Source organism: Pseudoalteromonas sp. S16_S37 (assembly GCF_014694405.1).
Classification (GTDB): Bacteria; Pseudomonadota; Gammaproteobacteria; order Enterobacterales; family Alteromonadaceae; genus Pseudoalteromonas.
The window spans coordinates 43,869-63,973 of the sequence record NZ_JAAUWV010000013.1; the positions used below are offsets into that span (position 1 = coordinate 43,869).

16 protein-coding genes are annotated in these 20,105 nt (G+C 44.1%); 10 read left to right on the plus strand and 6 right to left on the minus strand.

The window, feature by feature from the left end; translation table 11 throughout:
• Nucleotides 1-2 precede the first annotated feature (2 nt).
• The 7 genes from HC733_RS08490 to HC733_RS08520 all read left to right on the plus strand — a co-directional run bounded on the left by HC733_RS08490 (nt 3) and on the right by HC733_RS08520 (nt 9,599).
• Nucleotides 3-3,185: an efflux RND transporter permease subunit gene (locus tag HC733_RS08490; RefSeq protein WP_190364627.1), complete on the plus strand. Its 3,183-nt coding sequence runs from the start codon at nt 3-5 to the stop codon at nt 3,183-3,185.
• A gap of 481 nt (nt 3,186-3,666) precedes the next feature.
• Nucleotides 3,667-5,214 (plus strand): 2-isopropylmalate synthase, encoded by a 1,548-nt coding sequence (gene leuA / locus HC733_RS08495; RefSeq protein WP_190364628.1) that lies wholly within the window; start codon nt 3,667-3,669, stop codon nt 5,212-5,214.
• The gene (gene leuB, locus HC733_RS08500) at nt 5,211-6,287 is read left to right on the plus strand and encodes a 3-isopropylmalate dehydrogenase (RefSeq protein WP_190364629.1); all 1,077 of its coding nucleotides are present in this window, start codon (nt 5,211-5,213) and stop codon (nt 6,285-6,287) included. The genes leuA and leuB overlap by 4 nt, the downstream gene beginning before the upstream one ends.
• Nucleotides 6,288-6,342: 55 nt before the next feature.
• The gene (gene leuC, locus HC733_RS08505) at nt 6,343-7,743 is read left to right on the plus strand and encodes a 3-isopropylmalate dehydratase large subunit (RefSeq protein WP_190364630.1); all 1,401 of its coding nucleotides are present in this window, start codon (nt 6,343-6,345) and stop codon (nt 7,741-7,743) included.
• Nucleotides 7,743-8,342 carry a 3-isopropylmalate dehydratase small subunit gene (gene leuD, locus HC733_RS08510; protein WP_190364631.1) on the plus strand — a complete coding sequence of 200 codons (600 nt, stop codon included), beginning with the start codon at nt 7,743-7,745 and terminating at the stop codon, nt 8,340-8,342. Before leuC ends, leuD begins: the two co-directional genes overlap by 1 nt.
• Nucleotides 8,343-8,451: 109 nt before the next feature.
• Nucleotides 8,452-9,045 (plus strand): hypothetical protein, encoded by a 594-nt coding sequence (locus HC733_RS08515; RefSeq protein WP_190364632.1) that lies wholly within the window; start codon nt 8,452-8,454, stop codon nt 9,043-9,045.
• Between the two features lie 137 nt (nt 9,046-9,182).
• The gene (locus tag HC733_RS08520; RefSeq protein ID WP_190364633.1) at nt 9,183-9,599 is read left to right on the plus strand and encodes a globin family protein; all 417 of its coding nucleotides are present in this window, start codon (nt 9,183-9,185) and stop codon (nt 9,597-9,599) included.
• Nucleotides 9,600-9,634: 35 nt separating this feature from the next.
• On the opposite strand, the gene HC733_RS08525 is transcribed toward HC733_RS08520, so the two are convergent.
• On the minus strand, nt 9,635-10,012 hold the full coding sequence (locus HC733_RS08525) for a hypothetical protein (RefSeq protein ID WP_190364634.1): 378 nt from the start codon (nt 10,010-10,012) through the stop codon (nt 9,635-9,637).
• A gap of 63 nt (nt 10,013-10,075) precedes the next feature.
• Here HC733_RS08525 and HC733_RS08530 point away from each other — a divergent pair, with 63 nt between their 5' ends.
• Nucleotides 10,076-10,528: a tellurite resistance TerB family protein gene (locus HC733_RS08530; RefSeq protein ID WP_190364635.1), complete on the plus strand. Its 453-nt coding sequence runs from the start codon at nt 10,076-10,078 to the stop codon at nt 10,526-10,528.
• A 17-nt stretch (nt 10,529-10,545) separates the two neighbouring features.
• Here the strand turns inward: HC733_RS08530 and hemN are convergent, their stop codons facing one another.
• The 3 genes from hemN to HC733_RS08545 all read right to left on the minus strand — a co-directional run bounded on the left by hemN (nt 10,546) and on the right by HC733_RS08545 (nt 15,858).
• Complete coding sequence (hemN, locus tag HC733_RS08535; protein ID WP_190364636.1) at nt 10,546-11,916, minus strand: oxygen-independent coproporphyrinogen III oxidase; 1,371 nt, start codon at nt 11,914-11,916, stop codon at nt 10,546-10,548.
• A gap of 119 nt (nt 11,917-12,035) precedes the next feature.
• Complete coding sequence (locus HC733_RS08540) at nt 12,036-14,066, minus strand: methyl-accepting chemotaxis protein (protein WP_190364637.1); 2,031 nt, start codon at nt 14,064-14,066, stop codon at nt 12,036-12,038.
• Nucleotides 14,067-14,319: 253 nt separating this feature from the next.
• Nucleotides 14,320-15,858 carry a phosphoenolpyruvate carboxykinase gene (locus tag HC733_RS08545; protein ID WP_190364638.1) on the minus strand — a complete coding sequence of 513 codons (1,539 nt, stop codon included), beginning with the start codon at nt 15,856-15,858 and terminating at the stop codon, nt 14,320-14,322.
• A gap of 308 nt (nt 15,859-16,166) precedes the next feature.
• Between HC733_RS08545 and HC733_RS08550 the strand changes: the two genes are divergently transcribed.
• A complete protein-coding gene (locus tag HC733_RS08550; protein WP_190364639.1) occupies nt 16,167-17,513 on the plus strand; it encodes an IS1182 family transposase in 1,347 nt (448 codons plus the stop codon).
• A gap of 227 nt (nt 17,514-17,740) precedes the next feature.
• Here the strand turns inward: HC733_RS08550 and hslO are convergent, their stop codons facing one another.
• Together hslO and hslR are read right to left on the minus strand one after the other, a co-directional pair.
• A complete protein-coding gene (gene hslO / locus HC733_RS08555) occupies nt 17,741-18,586 on the minus strand; it encodes an Hsp33 family molecular chaperone HslO (RefSeq protein ID WP_190364640.1) in 846 nt (281 codons plus the stop codon).
• Between the two features lie 10 nt (nt 18,587-18,596).
• The gene (hslR, locus tag HC733_RS08560; RefSeq protein ID WP_190364641.1) at nt 18,597-19,007 is read right to left on the minus strand and encodes a ribosome-associated heat shock protein Hsp15; all 411 of its coding nucleotides are present in this window, start codon (nt 19,005-19,007) and stop codon (nt 18,597-18,599) included.
• A gap of 210 nt (nt 19,008-19,217) precedes the next feature.
• Between hslR and gspC the strand changes: the two genes are divergently transcribed.
• Nucleotides 19,218-20,105 (plus strand): type II secretion system protein GspC, encoded by an 888-nt coding sequence (gspC, locus tag HC733_RS08565; protein WP_190364642.1) that lies wholly within the window; start codon nt 19,218-19,220, stop codon nt 20,103-20,105.

A 20,105-nucleotide genomic window follows, 5' to 3' on the forward strand; every position in this document is an offset into this window, starting at 1 on the left:
GTATGAACTTTTCGCATTTTTTTATACGTCGTCCCATATTTGCGGGCATGTTATCGCTGATCATTTTTATCGCGGGCGCTATTTCTTTGTTTCAGTTACCTGTTAGTGAGTATCCTGAAGTTGTGCCACCAACGGTGGTGATCACTGCGAACTACCCTGGTGCAAACCCGCAAGTGATAGCTGAAACGGTTGCAACGCCCTTAGAGCAAGAAATTAATGGGGTTGAGAATATGTTGTACATGTTCTCACAGGGAACCAGTGATGGTCGGCTTACCCTAACGGTAACCTTTGCACTAGGCACCGATTTAGATAGGGCACAAGTGCAAGTACAAAACCGCGTTAATAGTGCGCTACCTCGTTTACCGCAAGAAGTACAACGTTTAGGGGTTGTGGCCAAAAAAGCGTCGCCGAATCTAGCCCTAGTGGTGCATTTAATCTCTCCAACAGGTTCACACGATATTAGTTACTTATCCAACTATGCCGACATTTATGTCAAAGATCAGATAGCGCGTTTAAGTAGTGTTGGTGATATCCAACTGTTTGGTGCAGGTCAATACTCTTTACGTGTCTGGTTAGACCCTGAGCAATTAGCTGAGCGTCAGTTGACAGTGAATGATGTGATCAGTGCGATTAAAAAGCAAAACCGACAAGTGGCGGCTGGCTCTTTGGGTGCGCAACCTGTGCCTTTGGATAAACAATTCCAAGTACTTCTGAATGTTAAAGGGCGACTCGGCGAAGTGAATGAGTTTAACGATATCATTATTAAAGTGTCTCCCACTGGTGCCGTGACTAAATTAAAGGATATTGGACGGGTTGAGCTTGGCCAAGATTCATATGCTTTACGCGCACTATTGAGCGGTCAAAAAGCGGTGGCAATGCCTATTTTTCAACGCCCAGGCTCAAATGCTATTGAATTGTCGAACGATGTACGCGCTGTGATGGCTCGATTATCTAAAGACTTTCCACAAGGAGTTACTTATGACATCGCCTACGACCCGACTATTTTTGTGCGTGGTTCGATTGATGCGGTGATCACGACCTTACTTGAAGCCATCATGCTGGTGGTCGTGGTGGTTATCCTATTTTTACAAACTTGGCGTGCTTCTATTATTCCATTAGTTGCCGTGCCAGTGTCTTTGGTTGGCACATTCGCCGCCATGCAATGGTTGGGTGTGTCTATTAACACCTTGTCACTATTTGGCTTAGTATTAGCGATTGGCATCGTGGTGGATGACGCGATAGTTGTTGTTGAAAATGTTGAGCGCAACATTGCCAATGGTTTATCTCCCTATGAAGCTACTAAACAAGCCATGCGTGAGGTAACTGGGCCTATCATTGCCATCGCGTTAGTATTGTGTGCGGTGTTTATTCCCACGGCGTTTATATCTGGTTTATCGGGGCAATTTTACAAGCAGTTTGCGTTAACAATCACCATCTCAACCTTGATCTCGGCGTTTAATTCACTGACTCTATCACCCGCTTTGGCTGCGCTACTGTTAAAGCCCCATGGTGCTAAACCAGATAAACTGACGGTCGTGATCAACAGCATATTCTCTAAAGTGCTATTTACTCCGTTTAATCGTTTTTTTGATTCGGCCGCTAGGGGTTATGTGGGTTTAGTCAAAAGGTTGATCCGTTACTCGGTTATCGTGTTGGCTTTATACGGTGGATTATTGTTTGCTACCAGTAAATTGTTTGATGCGATTCCTGGTGGCTTCATTCCTCAGCAAGATAAGCAATACCTTATTGCCATTGCACAGTTACCTGATGCTGCGAGTTTAGACCGCACCGACTCGGTGATCCGAGAGATGGAAAATATGGCGCTGAACACCACAGGGATCATTAACACTGTTTCTTTTCCTGGGTTATCTATCAACGGATTTACCAACAGCCCCAATAGCGGCATTATTTTTGTGAACCTCGATAAATTTGAGAATCGCCAAACTTCAGAGCTAAGTGCTTTTGCATTGGCTGCAAAATTGAACCAAAAATTTGCGGCCATTGATGAAGCGTTTATTGCGGTGTTTCCACCGCCGCCAATTTCTGGGTTAGGCACCACAGGTGGTTTTAAGTTACAGCTTGAGGACAGAGCCAACTTAGGTTACGAAAAGCTGTTTGAAAACCTGCAAAACGTGATTGCCAAAGCACAGCAACGGCCCGAGCTAATGGGACTTTATTCGAGCTTCCGCATTCAAGTACCACAAATGAATATCGAGGTAGATCGTGAGCAAGCCTTGGTTCAAGGTGTGCCACTCGATGAGATTTTTGATGCACTGCAGGTATATCTTGGCTCTCTTTATGTGAATGATTTTAATTTGTTTGGTCGCACCTATCAGGTCACCGCGCAAGCTGAAGCATCTTTTCGTTTAGACCCAGAGCAAATTTTAACTTACAAAGTGAAAAACATTTACGGACAAATGCTTCCTCTTGGTGCAGTACTTAAAGTCAGCCCAACGACAGGTCCAGATCGTGTTATGCATTACAATGGCTATTTGAGCGCGGAAATAAATGGTACTACTGCCATGGGCTATTCGTCGGATCAAGCGCAACAAGCGATGGAGGACGTTTTATCAGACACTCTAACTGACGGCATGGCATTTGAGTGGACCGATGTTACCTACCAGCAGATTTTGGCTGGCAATACCATGGTATACGTATTCCCGCTGGTGGTACTACTGGTGTTTATGGTTCTGGCCTCCCAATATGAAAGCTTTAAACTACCGTTTGCCATTATTTTGATAGTGCCGATGACCATCTTGTCTGCCTTACTCGGCGTATGGCTTACCTCAGGTGACAACAATATATTCACGCAAATAGCGTTGATAGTCTTGGTTGCTTTGGCATCAAAAAATGCCATTTTGATGGTGGAGTTTGCCAAAGAAGAGCAGGCAAATGGGCTATCTGGATTTGATGCTATCTTACGCGCTTGTCAATTGCGCTTACGACCTATTTTAATGACATCCATTGCTTTTACAGCAGGTGTTATTCCTTTGGTATTGGCGTCAGGAGCTGGTGCTGAAATGCGCGAGACAATGGGGGTTGCGGTCTTTTCGGGTATGGTGGGTGTGACGATATTTGGCTTATTGTTTACACCGGTGTTTTATATGCTTGTAAGTAAAAAACGCTCTGTGCCTGAACATGATAGTGACATGCCGGCTCAGATAGAAACTTTCTCCTCAAAATAAACCTCAGTAAAGAGCAGAAGCCAGCATTGCTGGCTTCTTTTTTATGACGGCAGAATCATCCAACTGTCGCAGTATTACTCATCAATTTAGAAATGCAGTCATAGAAAGCTGCCGCAATGGCTAAAAAGTTATTCTAATCGTCGATGTTATAAGCAGACAAAGTTTCATTCATTAAATCCGTCAATTTGGGTATTTACCTGTCTTATTTTGCGTATTATTGGTTTTTTTATTTAATTGAAATGCGTTTTCATACTGTTGTTTGGTTTTTTTATGCTTGATCTTGCTTTGTGACCCATGTTACAACATAGCCAATCCATCAACAGGACAACTTTGCTCTATGAAAAACATCACGCTTTTGTCACTACTGCTTAATCTCTTACTGATTAATTTTGTCAGTGGGGTGTAGTGCGCGTAAATAGAGCAGCTACTTTTAACCCCGCACTTGCGGGGTTTTTTTATTTTTGGGGATGAGGAATAAGTTATGCAGGATAAAGTGTGGATTTTTGATACGACATTGCGTGATGGTGAGCAAGCGTTGAAAGCCAGCCTGACAGAAAACGACAAAGTTCAGTTAGCTCACGCAATTAGCCGCTTGAATGTCGACGTAATGGAAGTTGGATTTCCCGTGTCTAGTCCAGCAGACTTCAGAGCGGTGCAGCGAATTGCAACAGAGGTAACCAACCCTATCATATGTGGGTTGGCCCGAGCGGTAAGTAAAGATATTGAAGCCTGCGGTGAAGCGTTAAAACCTGCACAGCGCAGCCGTATTCATACTTTTATCGCGACCAGTCCATTGCATTTAGAGCATAAATTACGCATGAGCTTAGATGATGCAACGGCCATGGCGGTTAAATCAATAAAGCTTGCGCGCAATTACACAGATGATGTTGAGTTTTCCTGTGAAGATGCAGGGCGCACGCCCCATGCTGATTTATGTCGCATTGTCGAGGTGGCGATAAACGCCGGTGCTTCGACCATTAATTTGCCTGATACGGTTGGCTATGTCACGCCAGACGAATATGCGGCGATGATCCATCATTTGATGAACAATGTGCCTAACATTGATAAAGCACGTCTTAGTGTGCATTGTCATAATGATTTGGGTTTGGCTGTGGCTAACTCTATTGCTGCAGTACAAGCAGGCGCACGGCAAATTGAATGCACCGTAAATGGTATTGGTGAGCGCGCAGGAAATTGCTCGTTAGAAGAAGTGGCGATGATCATGAAAATGCGCCAAGACCATTTAAAAGTGTATACCGATATTCACAGCGAAGAAATTTATCGCGCTTCTCGTCAAGTAGCAAAAATTTGTAACATGGCAGTACAACCGAACAAAGCGATTGTGGGCGAAAATGCCTTTGCCCACAGCTCTGGTATTCACCAAGATGGCGTGCTTAAAGCACAAAACACCTATGAGATCATGTCACCAGAGAGTGTTGGTGTGCCAAACAACCAATTGAATATGACCTCACGCTCTGGTCGTCATGTTATCGAACACCGTTTAACGGAATTGGGCTATCAAAAGTCTGATTATGATATGGACAAGCTATACGAAAGCTTTTTGGCTTTGGCTGACCAAAAGGGAACGGTTTACGACTACGACCTAGAGGCGATGATCTACTTTAATCAGATCAACGATGACGATGACCATTACAAGTTGGAGTTTGTTAACTCCACCTCTAACTCTCAATCGGTGGCCAGCTCGACCATTGGTATGACCGTGGGGGAGCAATCAAAACAAGAAGCAGCGACAGGTAATGGTCCAGTTGAAGCATCATTTTTAGCCATTGAAAGAATTACAGGCATGGCGGTTGAGGTTATTGAATACAACTTAGATGCAACCGGACAAGGTGCAAGCTCCTTAGGCCAAGTTGACATCATTGCCAAATATAACGGACGACAATATCACGGTGCAGGTCTTGCCGCTGATATTGTTGAAGCATCGGTGCGAGCCATGATCCGCGTTTACAATCTTATCGATAGAGCACAAAAAGTCTCAAGTTTAAAACAACAAAGGAAAGCAGGATGAGCCAAGCAAGTTACCAAGTAGCCGTACTTCCCGGAGATGGCATTGGCCCAGAAGTGATGGCGGCGGCACTGAATGTGTTAGACGCTGTCAGTGACAAATTTAATTTTAAAATAACACGTGCAGAATATGCTATTGGTGGTGCTGCCATTGATCAGCATGGCCAAGCACTTCCCGCCTCAACGCTTGCGGCATGTGAAGCTGCCGATGCGATTTTATTTGGCTCGGTAGGTGGTCCAAAATGGGAGAACCTGCCTCCAGAGCAACAACCAGAACGAGCTTCTTTGTTACCCCTTCGCAAGCATTTTGGCTTGTTCTGTAACTTGCGCCCAGCGCAGTTGCTACCTGCTTTAAGTGCAGCGTCTCCTCTTCGTGCTGATATCAGTGAAAAGGGTTTTGATATTTTATGTGTTCGTGAACTCACCGGCGGTATTTATTTTGGTGAAAAAGGGCGTGAGGGAGCTGGGCAAGAAGAATCGGCTTTTGATACTCAGCGTTATTCACGTCATGAAATTGAGCGCATTGCACGCTTTGCCTTTGAAGCGGCCAAATTACGTCATAACCATGTGACTTCTGTTGACAAAGCAAATGTGTTGGCATCAAGTGTATTGTGGCGAGAAGTTGTCACTGAAGTCAGTAAAGACTACCCAGAGGTTAAGCTTGACTATATCTACGTAGACAATGCGGCGATGCAGCTTGTTAAGCAGCCTCAGCAGTTTGATGTGCTGTTATGTGACAATTTGTTTGGCGATATTTTATCGGATGAATGCGCCATGATCACAGGCTCTATGGGTCTACTTCCTTCGGCCAGTTTGAATCAGTCTGGATTTGGTTTATATGAACCCGCTGGGGGATCAGCGCCTGATATCGCAGGTAAAGGCATTGCTAATCCCATTGCACAAATTTTAAGTGCCGCTTTAATGCTACGCTATTCGCTAGGTCAAGATGAAGCCGCTCGAAGTATCGAAAAAGCGGTTGCAGAAGCGGTAGCCGCAGGGGTAGGTACGCCAGATATCTTCCCGCAAGCGGGCTATACCACACAAGATGTCGCACAAGCGATAGTTGCAAGAATTTAACCTATTTTAACAGCAGCCTTCCGTCAGGCTGCTGTTTTAGCTGAGGATGTAGCAAGTGGCACAAACCTTATACGATAAAATATGGCAATCTCATGTGGTTGCCAAAATTAATGAACAAACCGATTTACTATACATTGATAGGCATTTAGTACACGAAGTCACCTCACCGCAGGCATTTTCTGGCTTGAGAGAAAAAAATCGCACGGTTAGATGCCCAGAGAAAACCTTCGCAACGATGGATCATAATGTCTCAACTAAAAGCCGTTCTTTGGATGCGGCCAGTGAGGTATCCAAAAATCAGTTAATGGCGCTTGCTAAAAACTGTGAAGAGTTTGGGATTGTGCTGTACGACTTAAACTCTATCAACCAAGGTATCGTCCATGTAATGGGCCCTGAGCAAGGGATCACGTTACCAGGCACAACGATTGTATGTGGCGATAGCCATACCTCGACTCATGGCGCATTTGGCGCGTTGGCGCATGGTATTGGCACCTCAGAAGTTGAGCATGTATTGGCCACGCAAACATTGCAGCAAAAAAAGGCTAAATCGTTAAAAATTCAGGTCAATGGTTTATTGCGTCCAACGGTTACGGCAAAAGATTTAATCATGGCGGTCATAGGTAAATTGGGCACCGCTGGCGGTACCGGATATGTGGCTGAGTTTTGTGGCTCTGCTATTGAAGCGTTGTCGATGGAAGCGCGTATGACTTTGTGTAATATGAGTATTGAAATGGGCGCTAAAGCGGGGCTTATCGCACCTGATGAAACGACTTATGAATACATAAAAGGTCGACCTTTTGCACCAAAAGGAGATGACTTTGATGCTGCCGTTGCCTATTGGCGAACATTGTGCACAGACGAAGGCGCTCAGTTTGATTATGTGGTTGAGCTAAATGCCCAAGATATCCAGCCGCAAGTGACCTGGGGCACAAGCCCTGAGCAAGTTATTGGCATTGATGAGCTGGTGCCGGACCCTGACCAGGAGCCAAATCTAATTAAGGCACAGGCTATTCGCAGTGCGTTGCAATACATGGGCTTGCAGGCAGGGCAAAAGCTGTCAGATGCTAAGGTGGATACCGTATTTATAGGCTCATGTACCAACAGTCGTATTGAGGACTTACGTGCTGCCGCGGATATTGTTAAAGGCAAGCAGGTGGCCAAAGGCGTTGAAGCTTTAATCGTGCCGGGCTCTGGTCTTGTAAAGCAACAAGCTGAACAAGAAGGACTGGCTGATATTTTTAAAGCCGCAGGTTTTGAATGGCGTGAGCCGGGCTGTTCAATGTGTTTGGCAATGAATGATGACCGTTTGGGTGCGGGTAAGCGCTGTGCTTCAACGTCAAATCGCAATTTTGAAGGTCGTCAGGGTCGCGGTGGTCGCACCCACCTTGTTAGCCCCGCAATGGCGGCGGCAGCAGCAATTGCCGGTCACTTTACTGATATTCGAGGAGAAGTCTAATGAGTTGTTATCATCAAGGGCTGTTGGCACCATTAGATAAAAACAACGTGGATACTGACCAAATCATCCCCAAGCAGTTTTTAACATCAACGAGCCGTGACGGGTTTGATAAAGCATTATTTTATGATTGGCGCTATCTTGAAGATGGTTCACAAAACCCTGATTTTGTGCTCAATAACGCGTGCTACCAAGGTGCGTCGATATTATTGACACGCGATAACTTTGGCTGCGGCTCATCCCGTGAGCATGCGCCTTGGGCACTTAAGCAATATGGCTTTAGTGTCATTTTGGCACAAAGCTTTGCTGATATCTTTTTCAACAACTGTGGCAATAACCAAATGCTGTGTATTGCTTTACCAGCTGAGGTGCTCGAACAGTTATTTCAATTGACTCAGCAGCATACTGATATTCAAGTGGAAGTGGACTTAGCGAAGCAGCAATTAAGAAGCCAGTATTTTGATGCCATTGACTTTGATGTACGCGCTGATATCAAAGCGCGGCTGTTAAGTGGTTTAGATTTTATCGGTGAAACAGAGCAGTTAAACAATAAGATCAGTGCATTTGAGCAGCAGTTGAAATCCCAAAGGCCTTGGCAGTAGCCTCACCGATGACTTAGGCTGAAAATCCGCTTTAGCCGAATTAATTGCAACAAGCCAAAGGGTCGATTACCCTTTGGTTTTTTGTATCTGGCTTTGAGGAACACTGTCTATGAAATTTACCGCATTGAGCGTTTTGGCGCTTTCCAGTTCGCTCGCATTGGCACGTCCTGCGCCTTTGGTTTCTATTCCAACACATGATGCATTTTTTAATAATATCGCAGCGCATTGTGGTAAAGCTTTCGAAGGGGAAGTTGTTGTTGATAATGCACTAGGCCCTAGCTCATTTGCAGGAAAAAAACTCATTATGCATATTCGCCGATGTGATGAGCGCCAACTTCAGGTGCCTTTTCATGTTGGTGACGATGCCTCACGCACTTGGATCATAACCAAAACGGGTAGTGGCTTAAGTTTAAAACATGATCATCGCCATGAAGATGGCAGCGATGATGCCTCAACTATGTACGGTGGCCACACCCTAGATGCTGGGTTTGCCAATGTACAATCTTTTCCAGCCGATCAGTATTCAAAAGAGCTTTTTGCACGCCAAGGGATCCCACAATCAATGGGAAACACTTGGCAGATGTTTATTTATGATGAGTCATTTAGCTATCGCATGGTACGGGAAGGCAGAGAGTTTCGAGTAAACTTTGATCTTACTCAGCCAATTAAACCACCTGCGGCACCTTGGGGCTATAAAGACTAGCTGGTTGGTGCTTTGAGTTAAGGTCGGAATTTATTCAAAGCCCAACAGAACTATAATTCGCATTAAGGTGTTTTGCTGGCTATTTTTAATAGGTTATTAAATAGCCGACTGTCTCGGCGCTTGAAAAAGGAATCGTTATGGCGATAACAGCGCGACAAAAACAACTAGTACAACAAAGCTTTGCTAAAGTTGAGCCGATTGCAGAGCAAGCAGCTGAAATTTTTTACACCACGTTATTTGAGTACGACCCGTCATTGCGGCCGCTTTTTAAAAATAGCATTAAGAGCCAAGGGCAAAAGTTAATGGCAACATTAAAGCTTGCTGTGGCGGGATTAGATGACCTTGATAAGTTGGTTCCCGTTTTACAAAGTTTGGCAGAGCGCCATGTAGGATATGGTGTAAAGGCGAAAGATTTTACCCCCGTGGGGAATGCGCTACTACATACGTTAAAAGTGGGTTTAGGTGAGCAATGGAATGCTGAATTGCGCCAAGCATGGGTAGACACAATTCATATTGTGGCAGATGTGATGAAGGCGCACGCATTTGCAAAGTAATTTCTGCTTTGAATAAAACGCTTACGGTGTATTGCTCATTGGCCAATACACTTTAGCTCAACCTGTAAATCGCTTTGATATGGCCTTGGCGTTGTTGGCAATTTTTCAAAGCGCTGTATGCCTTTAAGTATGGTGAGCTGAGGCGTTTTCGCTTTGCACAACTGAGCGCTGTGGCGCAGTAAGAACACACTTTGTTGCAAAAAATGCGCGTAGCTATCGGATTTAATCTTTAATAAATAGTGCCCATTATTATACTTAGTTTGTTCGTAGTGCACCTTGTGATCAAAATCATAGCGTTTCTCAGACTTAATATCTTCGGCAGACACAAAGGTTGCAGCCACGAGAGGAAGCATAACAAAGAACCACTTGAGGCACTTTGCTAAGGCGGTCCTACCTTGATATACATTGTGCATATAAACTCCTTGGCACCAAAAGTATTTCATTATTAATCAGTGTAACACAGTGGAGAAGTTTACTTGTTAAATCACCTGAAAAAGCTATTGCAAAGCAACATCCCCAAAACGGTTGGACGTGATGTGCTAGATTTTAATACCGCGTTGGCGGCGTTACTGGTTGAAGTGATGCGAGCAGATGGCAAACTCTTAGACAGTGAGTTTAACAAAATCAGCCAAATCCTAACGCAACGGTGTCAGCTTGGTCCTGAGCAAACCACAGCGCTGATTGATAAAGCACAAAAACTAGTAGAGCACGCGATTGACCTTTTTGCATTTGTGAAACAAATCAATCAACACACCTCTGACATTGAACGCATTGAGATTATTGAACTGCTTTGGCATGTTGCGTTTGCAGATGGTCACCTAGACAGTCATGAAGATCATATCATTCGCAAAATATCAGGGCTGCTTTATGTTGCACACCCTGATTTTATTAGCGCAAAACTAGCTGCACAAGAATGTGCTGCTAAGTAAACATCATAAAGCTGATATCAGATAACACGTGAAAAACGTGCTGTCTTAAGCTGTTGTTGTAAATATTCATCAAAGCACATACAGATAATGCGAATGAACAGGTTGCCTCGACTCGTCACTTCTATTTTATGCTCTGATATCACAACTAACCCATCTTGAGCTAAAGGGGTGAGGGCATTTAGCGCCTCGGCAAAGTGGCTTTTGAAATTAATTTCGTAGCGTGCTTCAAATTCGGCGATATCCAATTCAAAATGGCAAATCAGCTGTTTGATCACCTGTGCTCGTAATTGATCTTCTGCATTGAGTTGCATGCCTTTGCTAATCGCAAAGCTGTGCTGATTGACCGCGTCGTAATATGTTTTTAGCTCTTTTTCGTTTTGTAAAATGGCATTGCCGATTTGTGAAATAGAAGATACACCTAGGCCCAGTAAATCGCAGTCGCCATGAGTGGTGTAACCTTGGAAGTTACGGTGTAACTGACCGTGTTGCTGGGCTATGGCTAATTCATCTTGTTTTTTAGCAAAGTGGTCCATACCAATAAATTGATACCCAGCTTGAGTCATTTGCTCTAACGTATTTTTGAACATTGTGAGCTTTTGCTCTGGGCTTGGCATATCCGCTTCTTTTAGTTTGCGCTGCGCCGCGAATTTGTCGGGTAAGTGTGCATAGTTGAATACTGACACTCTATCTGGACTGAGCTCGATGAGCTTAGCAATACTCTGTGCAAAGCTCTCAGGTGTTTGATGTGGCAGGCCATAGATCATATCTGCATTGATTGACTTAAATCCCAACTCGCGTGCGTGCTTAAGTAGGGCAACCACATCATCCATATGCTGTGGTCTATTCACTGCTTCTTGAACTTGGTCATTAAAATCTTGCACACCAAATGACACACGATTAAAGCCGAGTATGTGTAATTGCGCCAACATGTTGTCAGCCAGTGATCTTGGGTCTATTTCTATGCTGCGCTGTGCTTGGCTATTAAATTTAAAATGCCGCTCTAGCATGGTGATAAGGCGCGTCATTTGCTCGGTGGTTAAAAACGTTGGCGTGCCACCACCTAAATGAAGTTGCTCTACTATGTAGTGTTTAAATAACGGCGCTTTAGATTGAATTTCTAGCTCTAGGTTATCTAAGTAGGTATCCGCCTTGTGCTGATGGCGAGTGACTATTTTATTACAACCACAGTAATAGCATAGTTGATGGCAAAATGGGATATGCACATAAAGTGACAGCACGTCACTATCAGAGGTGTTCACTGCTGTACGCAACGCGGAGTCGTCGTATCCTGACTGTAAAGATAAAGCGGTAGGGTAAGAAGTATATCTCGGACCAGAGACGTTATATTTTTTGATTAGGGAATCATCCCATGTAGGTAGATTAATCACGATACGCACTCGCACAGTTAGCTGACTATTTTGATGGCGACAGTGTATCGGCGTTCACTAAGTGAGGTATTGATCTAGGGCAAAAAGAGGTGAGCCGCATGTCAGCGGCTCTTTGATTGTTAGAGTTTAAATTGATTTACCGTACGGTTAAGCGCTTTGGCTAGATCGTTTAAGTCGCGGGCTTCACTCGCCAGCGTTTGCGCGTGATGTGCTGTACTATTCACCAAATCATTGATGGTGTTAAGACTGTTGTTGATGTCTTCCGCAACCACCGTTTGCTCCTCGGTTGAGGTGGCGATTTGGTGACTTTGATCTTGTACAGTCACCACAGACTCTGCAATTTCTTTAAGCGAGTCTAATACGCCTTGGGTTTGCTCTACGGTACTTTGGGCTTGTTCTTGCCCTTGTTGCATCATGGTGGATGCTTGCTGAGCAATTTGTTGCAAGCGAGAGATCATATTACGAATATCATCGGTTGATTCTTGCGTTCTACTTGCCAAAGAGCGTACTTCGTCTGCAACCACCGCAAAGCCTCTACCTTGCTCACCAGCACGTGCAGCCTCAATGGCGGCGTTCAGTGCCAGTAAATTGGTTTGCTCAGCAATACCGTTGATCACATCAATAACCGCGCCTATGTTACTGGTTTCTTGTTCAAGGCCTGACACAACTTTAGCAGCTTCGCCGATATGCACGGATAGCTCAACCATTACTTGTTGTGCTTGATTTGAACGAGCCGCGCCATCTTGCGTCATACGTTGTACGGTTTCAGCTGCTTGGTTGGTTTCTTGTGCATTACGTGAGATCTCGGTCACTGTCGCGGCCATTTCAGTCACTGCTGCGCTAACACTGTCGACTTGCTCTTTCTCTTGCTGAATTTCATGGTTGGTATTGGATGACACTTCGCTTAATTGCGCAGAGGCGTTACCTAGTTGTGAAGCTTGTGCTGCGGTATCGAGCATCATCGCGCGCAACTTATCAATAAAGGTATTCATATGATGCGCTAGCTGGCCCACTTCGTCTTGGCTGTTTATATCGATGCGCTGAGTTAAGTCGCCATCACCCGATGCAATATCACGCATGATATAGGTTAGCTTGGTGATGGGTTTTGCAATCATATGTGTTGCCCACCAAATCATAGCAACAACGATAGCAAGAATAACGATAACGGAGGTGATAGTGGTCATCACCGCCTGTTGTACAGGCTCTTCAATTAGGCTTGTTGGAATTAAAATACCTACATGCCAATCTAAAATCGGCGTATCTAACTTAACGCTATTGAAAACAACGTAGTAATCTTTACCTTTAAGAGTAACTTCGGCTGTGCCTGATTGATTATTCTCAATTTTTTGATTGAGAGCGCTAAACCCTTGGGTATTTGCAAAGCGACCTTCTAATGCTTCTAAGCCTTCTTTGCCATTGGGTCCTTCATCTGTGATCGACAGGTCATGTCCGGTTTGCTTTGAAAGGTGAACAACTTTTAAATCACTGTCGAGCAAAAAGCCATAGCCTTGACCATGAAAGCGAATATCTTCAACCATTGCACTGATGCGGTTAATTTGTAAATCAACACCACCAATACCGACTAATTCCCCACGACTATTATGCACCGGTTGTTGTACCACAGCAGAGACTGCGCCAGTGTTAATATCTACGGTGGGTGTACCGACATATAGCCCGTTTTTGCTTAGGGCGTCTTGCCACCAACCACGTTTGTAAGTGTAGTAAGGTTTTCCATCGGCGAACTTTGATGTGCGTTCATTTTCTTTAAAGTACTCACCCGTTTTAGCTGAACCAAAAAATGCCGACAACACGTTTTCGTCAGTGCTACTAATGCGATTGAAATCTTTGTTGATGTTCTCATAACCATCTAGAGTGGATAAGTCGGCTTCTCTAGTATCGTATTGCTCAAAAAACTCAATCATATGTGGACTGGTAATAAACGATTTTACCAATTTGCCATATTGAGCAAAAAACGACTCCATCGATAACTTTTCACTTAGTATATAACTTTGCGCTTCTCGCTCGACACCTTGTCGCGATAACGAAGCTATATGATTGACGAAATAGCTAGATGCTATGATCAACAGCACCGAAATTGTGCCGCCTATGAGTAGGAGGATTTTTTTCCTCAAAGATAAATTTTCAAGCATGGTCTGTTCTTTTTCTTGGTAATGCGCAAGAGGTAATCAAACCATATCTGTCGCTGCTTTGCTACCGTTTGCGCCAAGCGATGTTAAACAAGTATGGATGAAAACCATGTTTTTTCATCGTAATACGCTTTATGTCGTAATTATATGTTAGTGCGTTAGGTAGAAGTTCTTACTTTAACGATAAAGGATGGGGCACAAAAAAACGCCCAACGAGGGGCGCTTTTGATAAAGGAATTTGCTTACGCGGGTTTAATTAGCCGCGTGGACTTGCCTGTTTGATGGCGTCTGATACGTCATACTTGGCAAAGTTCTCTTGGAAATCAGCTGCCAGTTTGGCTGCGTATTCAGCGTACTTCGCTTTGTCTTCCCAAGTATTGATTGGATTAAGTAATACGCTATCTACACCAGGAACAGATACTGGTACGTCTAGATTTAACGACTCAATGTGAGTTGTTTCAACATCTACAAGTTTGCCAGATACAATCGCATCAACAACAGCACGTGTAGTTGGGATATCAAAACGCTTACCAATACCGTAAGGTCCGCCAGTCCAACCTGTGTTCACTAGGTATACCTTTGCGCCAAACTCGCGCACACGCTTCATTAGAAGCTCAGCGTACACACCTGCTGGACGCGGGAAGAAAGGTGCACCAAAACAGGTTGAGAATGTTGATTCAATGTCAGACGTTGAGCCAATTTCAGTTGACCCGACTTTCGCTGTGTAACCGCTTAGGAAGTGGTATGCTGCAGCTTCTTCTGAAAGGATAGAAACTGGTGGTAATACGCCACTTACGTCACATGTTAAGAATACAACTGCTTTTGGCTCGCCAGCGCGGTTTTCTACTTTACGCTTTTCAACATGCTCTAGTGGATAAGCGGCACGGGTATTTTGCGTTAGGCTCGTATCTTTAAAGTCAGGTACGCGGTTTTCATCTAATACAACGTTTTCTAAGATGGTGCCAAACTTAATCGCATTCCAGATCACGGGTTCGTTCTTTTGTGACAGGTCGATACATTTAGCGTAACAACCGCCTTCAATGTTAAATACGCTACCAGGTGCCCAACCATGCTCGTCATCACCGATTAGGAAACGAGTTGGATCGGCTGAAAGCGTTGTTTTACCTGTGCCAGATAGGCCGAAGAACAATGCTGTATCACCTGCTTCACCTACGTTTGCACTACAGTGCATAGGTAATACGCCTTTGGCTGGTAATAAGAAGTTCTGTACCGAGAACATTGATTTTTTCATTTCGCCTGCGTAGTGCATACCCGCAAGTAATACTTTTCGCTCAGCAAAATTGATGATCACAGTACCATCGCTGCTTGTGCCGTCACGTTCTGGATCGCAAACAAATGAAGGTACATTCATTACTTGCCACTGTGGTAAATCTGAGGCGTTGTAACGAACCGGTTCAATAAACATGTTTTTTGCAAAGATATGGTGCCATGCAGTTTCTGTGGTAACAACTACCGGTAAGTAGTGCTCAGGATCTGCACCCACTTCAAGGTGAGAGACGAAGTGGTCTTTACTTTGTACGTGTGCTTCAACACGAGCCCATAATGCATTAAATTTTTCGGCATCGAATGGGCGGTTTACATTACCCCATTGGATGTCATTTTCAGTGCTTGGCTCTTTTACGATAAAACGGTCACTAGGTGAACGGCCTGTACGACGGCCAGTTTTTGCAACGAAAGCTCCATTTGCGGCTAAAGTGCCTTCGCCACGGCTAATGGCGTGTTCGACAAGTTCGGCTGCAGTTAAATCGACAAAACGAGTAGCGCTTGAAGTCATGTTATTACCTAAATGTGAGATTGAACGGGATAGCTCTGAAGTTCTGACTAACTTTAAGCTGAATTTATCTTAACAGATGGTTTTGAGATATTCGAGCTTTTGGAGGCCCTAAAAAGGCATAAAAATGTCAAAAAACTTAAATAATTTCAATGATACCGGTGTCATGAAAATTACTAAATTTGTGATACCGGTGTCATTTTTTATCAACAAAAAAGCCGTCATTTTGACGGCTTCAGACTGTTGAAAAAGGGCTGGACACAGATCTAGCCCTTTGATCTAATAAGCGTAGTGAGTTTAGGGAGTTCACCATGCTTAAAGACAAAACCCCTCAGCAATATGAACTAGAAATGGTCGCTATCGACCAATTGGTTCCAAAAGACCATTTAGTTCGCCTGATTGACCTTGCGATTGATTTCGAATTCATCCGCGATGAAGTCGCCCATCTCTACTGTAAAAACAATGGTCGCCCAGCGGTTGACCCTGTGCGAATGTTCAAGATTTTATTTCTTGGATACCTGTTTGGCATTCAAAGCGAGCGTCGCTTGATTAAGGAAATCCAAGTCAATGTCGCATATCGTTGGTTTTTAGGCATGGGACTAACTGAAGATGTCATCCACCACTCGACGCTAAGCCAAAACCGCATAAAGCGCTTTAAAGACAGCAACATTTATCAATCCATCTTCGATAACATTGTCCGCCAAGCGATGAAGCAAAAACTCATAGGTGGCTATAGCTTATTTGCTGACAGTACACACCTCAAAGCCAATGCCAATAAAAAGCGCTATGATATAGAAGACTTAAAAGTCAGTCCTTCAGTGTATGTAGAGCAATTGAACGAAGCAGTACTGCAAGACCGGGAGGATGAAGGAAAAAAGCCCCTGAAGTGTAAGGAAGAAACACCTTGCACAAAACCAACCAAAGTCAGCCGCACCGACCCAGATAGCGGGTTTATGGTACGGGATGAAAAGCCAAAAGGGTTCTTCTATCTAGACCATCGAATTGTGGATGGTAAACACGGCATTATTGTTGATACACACGCTACCGCAGGCAATGTCCATGACTCACAACCTATTATCAGTCGACTCGACAGAGCGCTCGATACTTTTGAGATAAACCCTATTGCGGTTGGGCTAGATGCAGGCTATTTTACCGCCGCGGTATGCCACAATCTGGAAGAAAGGCAATTAGTTGGCGTACTGGGATACCGAAGACCAAATAAAAAGAAAGGCTACTTCGCCAAGCGGGAGTATCAATATCAAGCCGATACAGATACTTACCTGTGCCCGCAAGGTGAAACTCTAATCTACAAAGCAACAAGCCGAACAGGCTATCGTCACTATTATTGCGACCCGAGCAAATGTGGACGCTGTCCAGTCAGAAATCAATGTACAGCCAGTAAAAATCAAACCAAAGTTATAACGAGGCATGTTTGGCAATCGAGCGTAGAAAACGCCAATGCGATTAGACTGAGCGACTGGGGTAAAAAGCTCTATCGACGACGAGCCGAAACGGTAGAAAGAAGCTTCGCTGATGCGAAACAACATCATAGACATCGCTACTGCAGATATAGAGGCCTGCCAAAAGTGACTGCGCAGTGCTTGTTAGCAGCGGCATGTCAAAATATGAAGAAAATGGCGCTCATGGCTGCACACTAGCAAAAAACCTCGAAAACTCTCCCCTAAAAGCCCTCAAAACGACCTTGGACACACTAAATCACGATAGTTAGCCTAGCCAACACAAAAAACCAACGCTGAAACTTACGGCAGAGAAAACAGCCCAACAACAGGGAAAAATAAACCCCGCTTAAAAAAAGCGGGGTTTATCATCAATCTGAAGCCGTCATTTTGACGGCTTAATAATGGAAACGGACACAAAGGCTATTTTAGTTAAAAATTGCTTTTATCTGGTCTTCATTAAAAGTGTAGTTCTTTAAGCAATAGTGACAGCTAATATTGATCTCGCCTTGCTTTTTGACATCTTCAAGTAGCGCTTCTTGACCAACATTAACCAATGCATTGATGGTTTTTTCTCGGCTACAGCCACACACAAAGTTGATTTGTTGTGGTTCAAAAAGCTGAGGATTGTCTTCATGGTACAAACGCGTAAGCACTGTTTGTGCATCTAAGTCGAGTAATTCTTCATCTTTGATGGTATTACTCAAAGCTTCTAAATGATTAAAGTCTTCAATAGACTTTTCTTTATCAACAGGAAGAACCTGTAAGAACAAGCCTGATGCTTTTACTCGTTCACCGCTTGTACGAGTAGCAAACCACAAACGTGTTTTTAATTGCTCTGACTGGGTGAAGTAATCTTCTAAGCAAGCTGCCAGTGAGTCTGATGTTAAAGGCACGATACCTTGATAACGTTCGCCTTTTGTTGGCGTGATAGTAATGACCATATGGCCTTTACCCATTAACTCTGGGACTGTTGAGCCGGTGATCTCGCCTTGTAACCTTGCTACGCCGCGCATGTTTTGCTTTTGGTCGCCATTAATAACGGCATACTTTACTGGACCATCGCCTTGCAATTGTACAGCAATGTCGCCTTCAAACTTTAAAGTTGCAGTTAATAAGCTGGTCGCAACTAATAACTCGCCAAGCAGCGCTTGAACGGCTTGTGGGTAGTTATGTCCTGCAATGATCTCATTAAAGGTATGATCGATTTGTACCAGCTCGCCGCGTACATCGAGTTTTTCGAAAATATAGCGGTGTAGTAAATCAGGTTGCATGTATTAAATCCTAGCTTGATTTTAATTTGAGTAATTCGCGTCTTTGCTTTTTATCCGGTTTGTTAACAGGATGTGGTGCAAAAAAGCTGTTGTTTTTGCGTGCTATTGCGTTTTGTTCACGCTTTTCAATACTTTGTTCCGATTCAAGGTATAGCTGCTGAGCAAGTGCAGCTGGCTGACGCTTATCGAGTAACTCTAAAATGGTTACCTCTTTTTCGTCAAACCCTTGTGCTAGCTTAACCTTTGCACCAACTTCAACACATTTACTGGGTTTACAGCGTTGCCCGTTATAGTGTACTTTACCCCCTTGTATCATTTCTCGAGCGAGTGCTCGAGTCTTGTAAAACCGTGCAGCCCATAGCCATTTATCTAGCCTAATGGCCTCATTTTGCTTGGGTTTTTCGGGGGATTTCTTAGTCACAATTTATTAACCATGAAGAACGTGTGATAATGATGCAAATTTAGCATATTTCCACGTTCAAAAAAAGCGTGTGGAACTCTTGCGACTTTCAGTGTTCGAAGGGCTAGCGACAAGATTAGACAGCAAACGTAAACTGTCATATTAGCGCGCTTGTTGTATTTTCACCGAAAAGGTACACTGGGTCGCTCAACAGAATAAGAATAGACGGATATGGAACTACAATTACAACAGTTACAAAAAGCATTACTTGCGCTGCCGCATGCCAAACTTAGCCGCTTAGTGGTTTATTTGTCTGTTGTTTATATTGCTTATTTATTATCTCAATTGTTTTGGTTGTTGTGGCCGCAACCGGTTACTGCGCCATTGCCTTCAATGTCTGCCGTGTATGCATCTAGCAGCTCAGCAGTTAACAGCCAAGCGATTATTCAACAGAACCTGTTTGGTAATGCGCAAAGCAAGCCAGTCGAACAGCCGCAAGCCATTGTCTCTGATGCGCCGCAAACTGCATTGAATGTTCGTCTGACAGGGATAGTGGCTGTCAGTCAGAATGATAGAGCGGGGCTGGCAATTATCGAATCTCAAGGTCGTCAAGCGACTTATGAAGTGCAAGAAGCGATAGAGGGCACTCGTGCTAAGCTTGCGCAAGTATTACCTGATAGAGTTATTTTAGATGTCAGTGGCCGTTTTGAGACGCTGATGCTAGATGGCTTGGAATACTCAAAAAATGTTGCTATGCCTGTTGCGCCAAAAACGCCTGAAAAAAGTTCGGGGCTTGTACGCACAACGGTTCCCAGCGAATTAGTAGAGAAAAAAGAAGAATTATTAAAAGACCCAGGTAAGCTGCTCGATTACATTCGCATCACACCGTACAGAAGCTCAGGGGAGCTTTTGGGCTATCGCTTGAGCCCGGGTAAAGATCCTGCGTTGTTTAACAAGATGGGATTAAAAAATAATGATTTAGCTGTTGCTATCAACGGTTATCAACTCACGGATATGAAACAGGCCATGGCAGCCATGAATGAGCTAAGAAACAGCACTGACGCCACTATTACGGTTGAGCGTGATGGTCAGGTCATGAGCGTGCAATTTAGCCTGTAA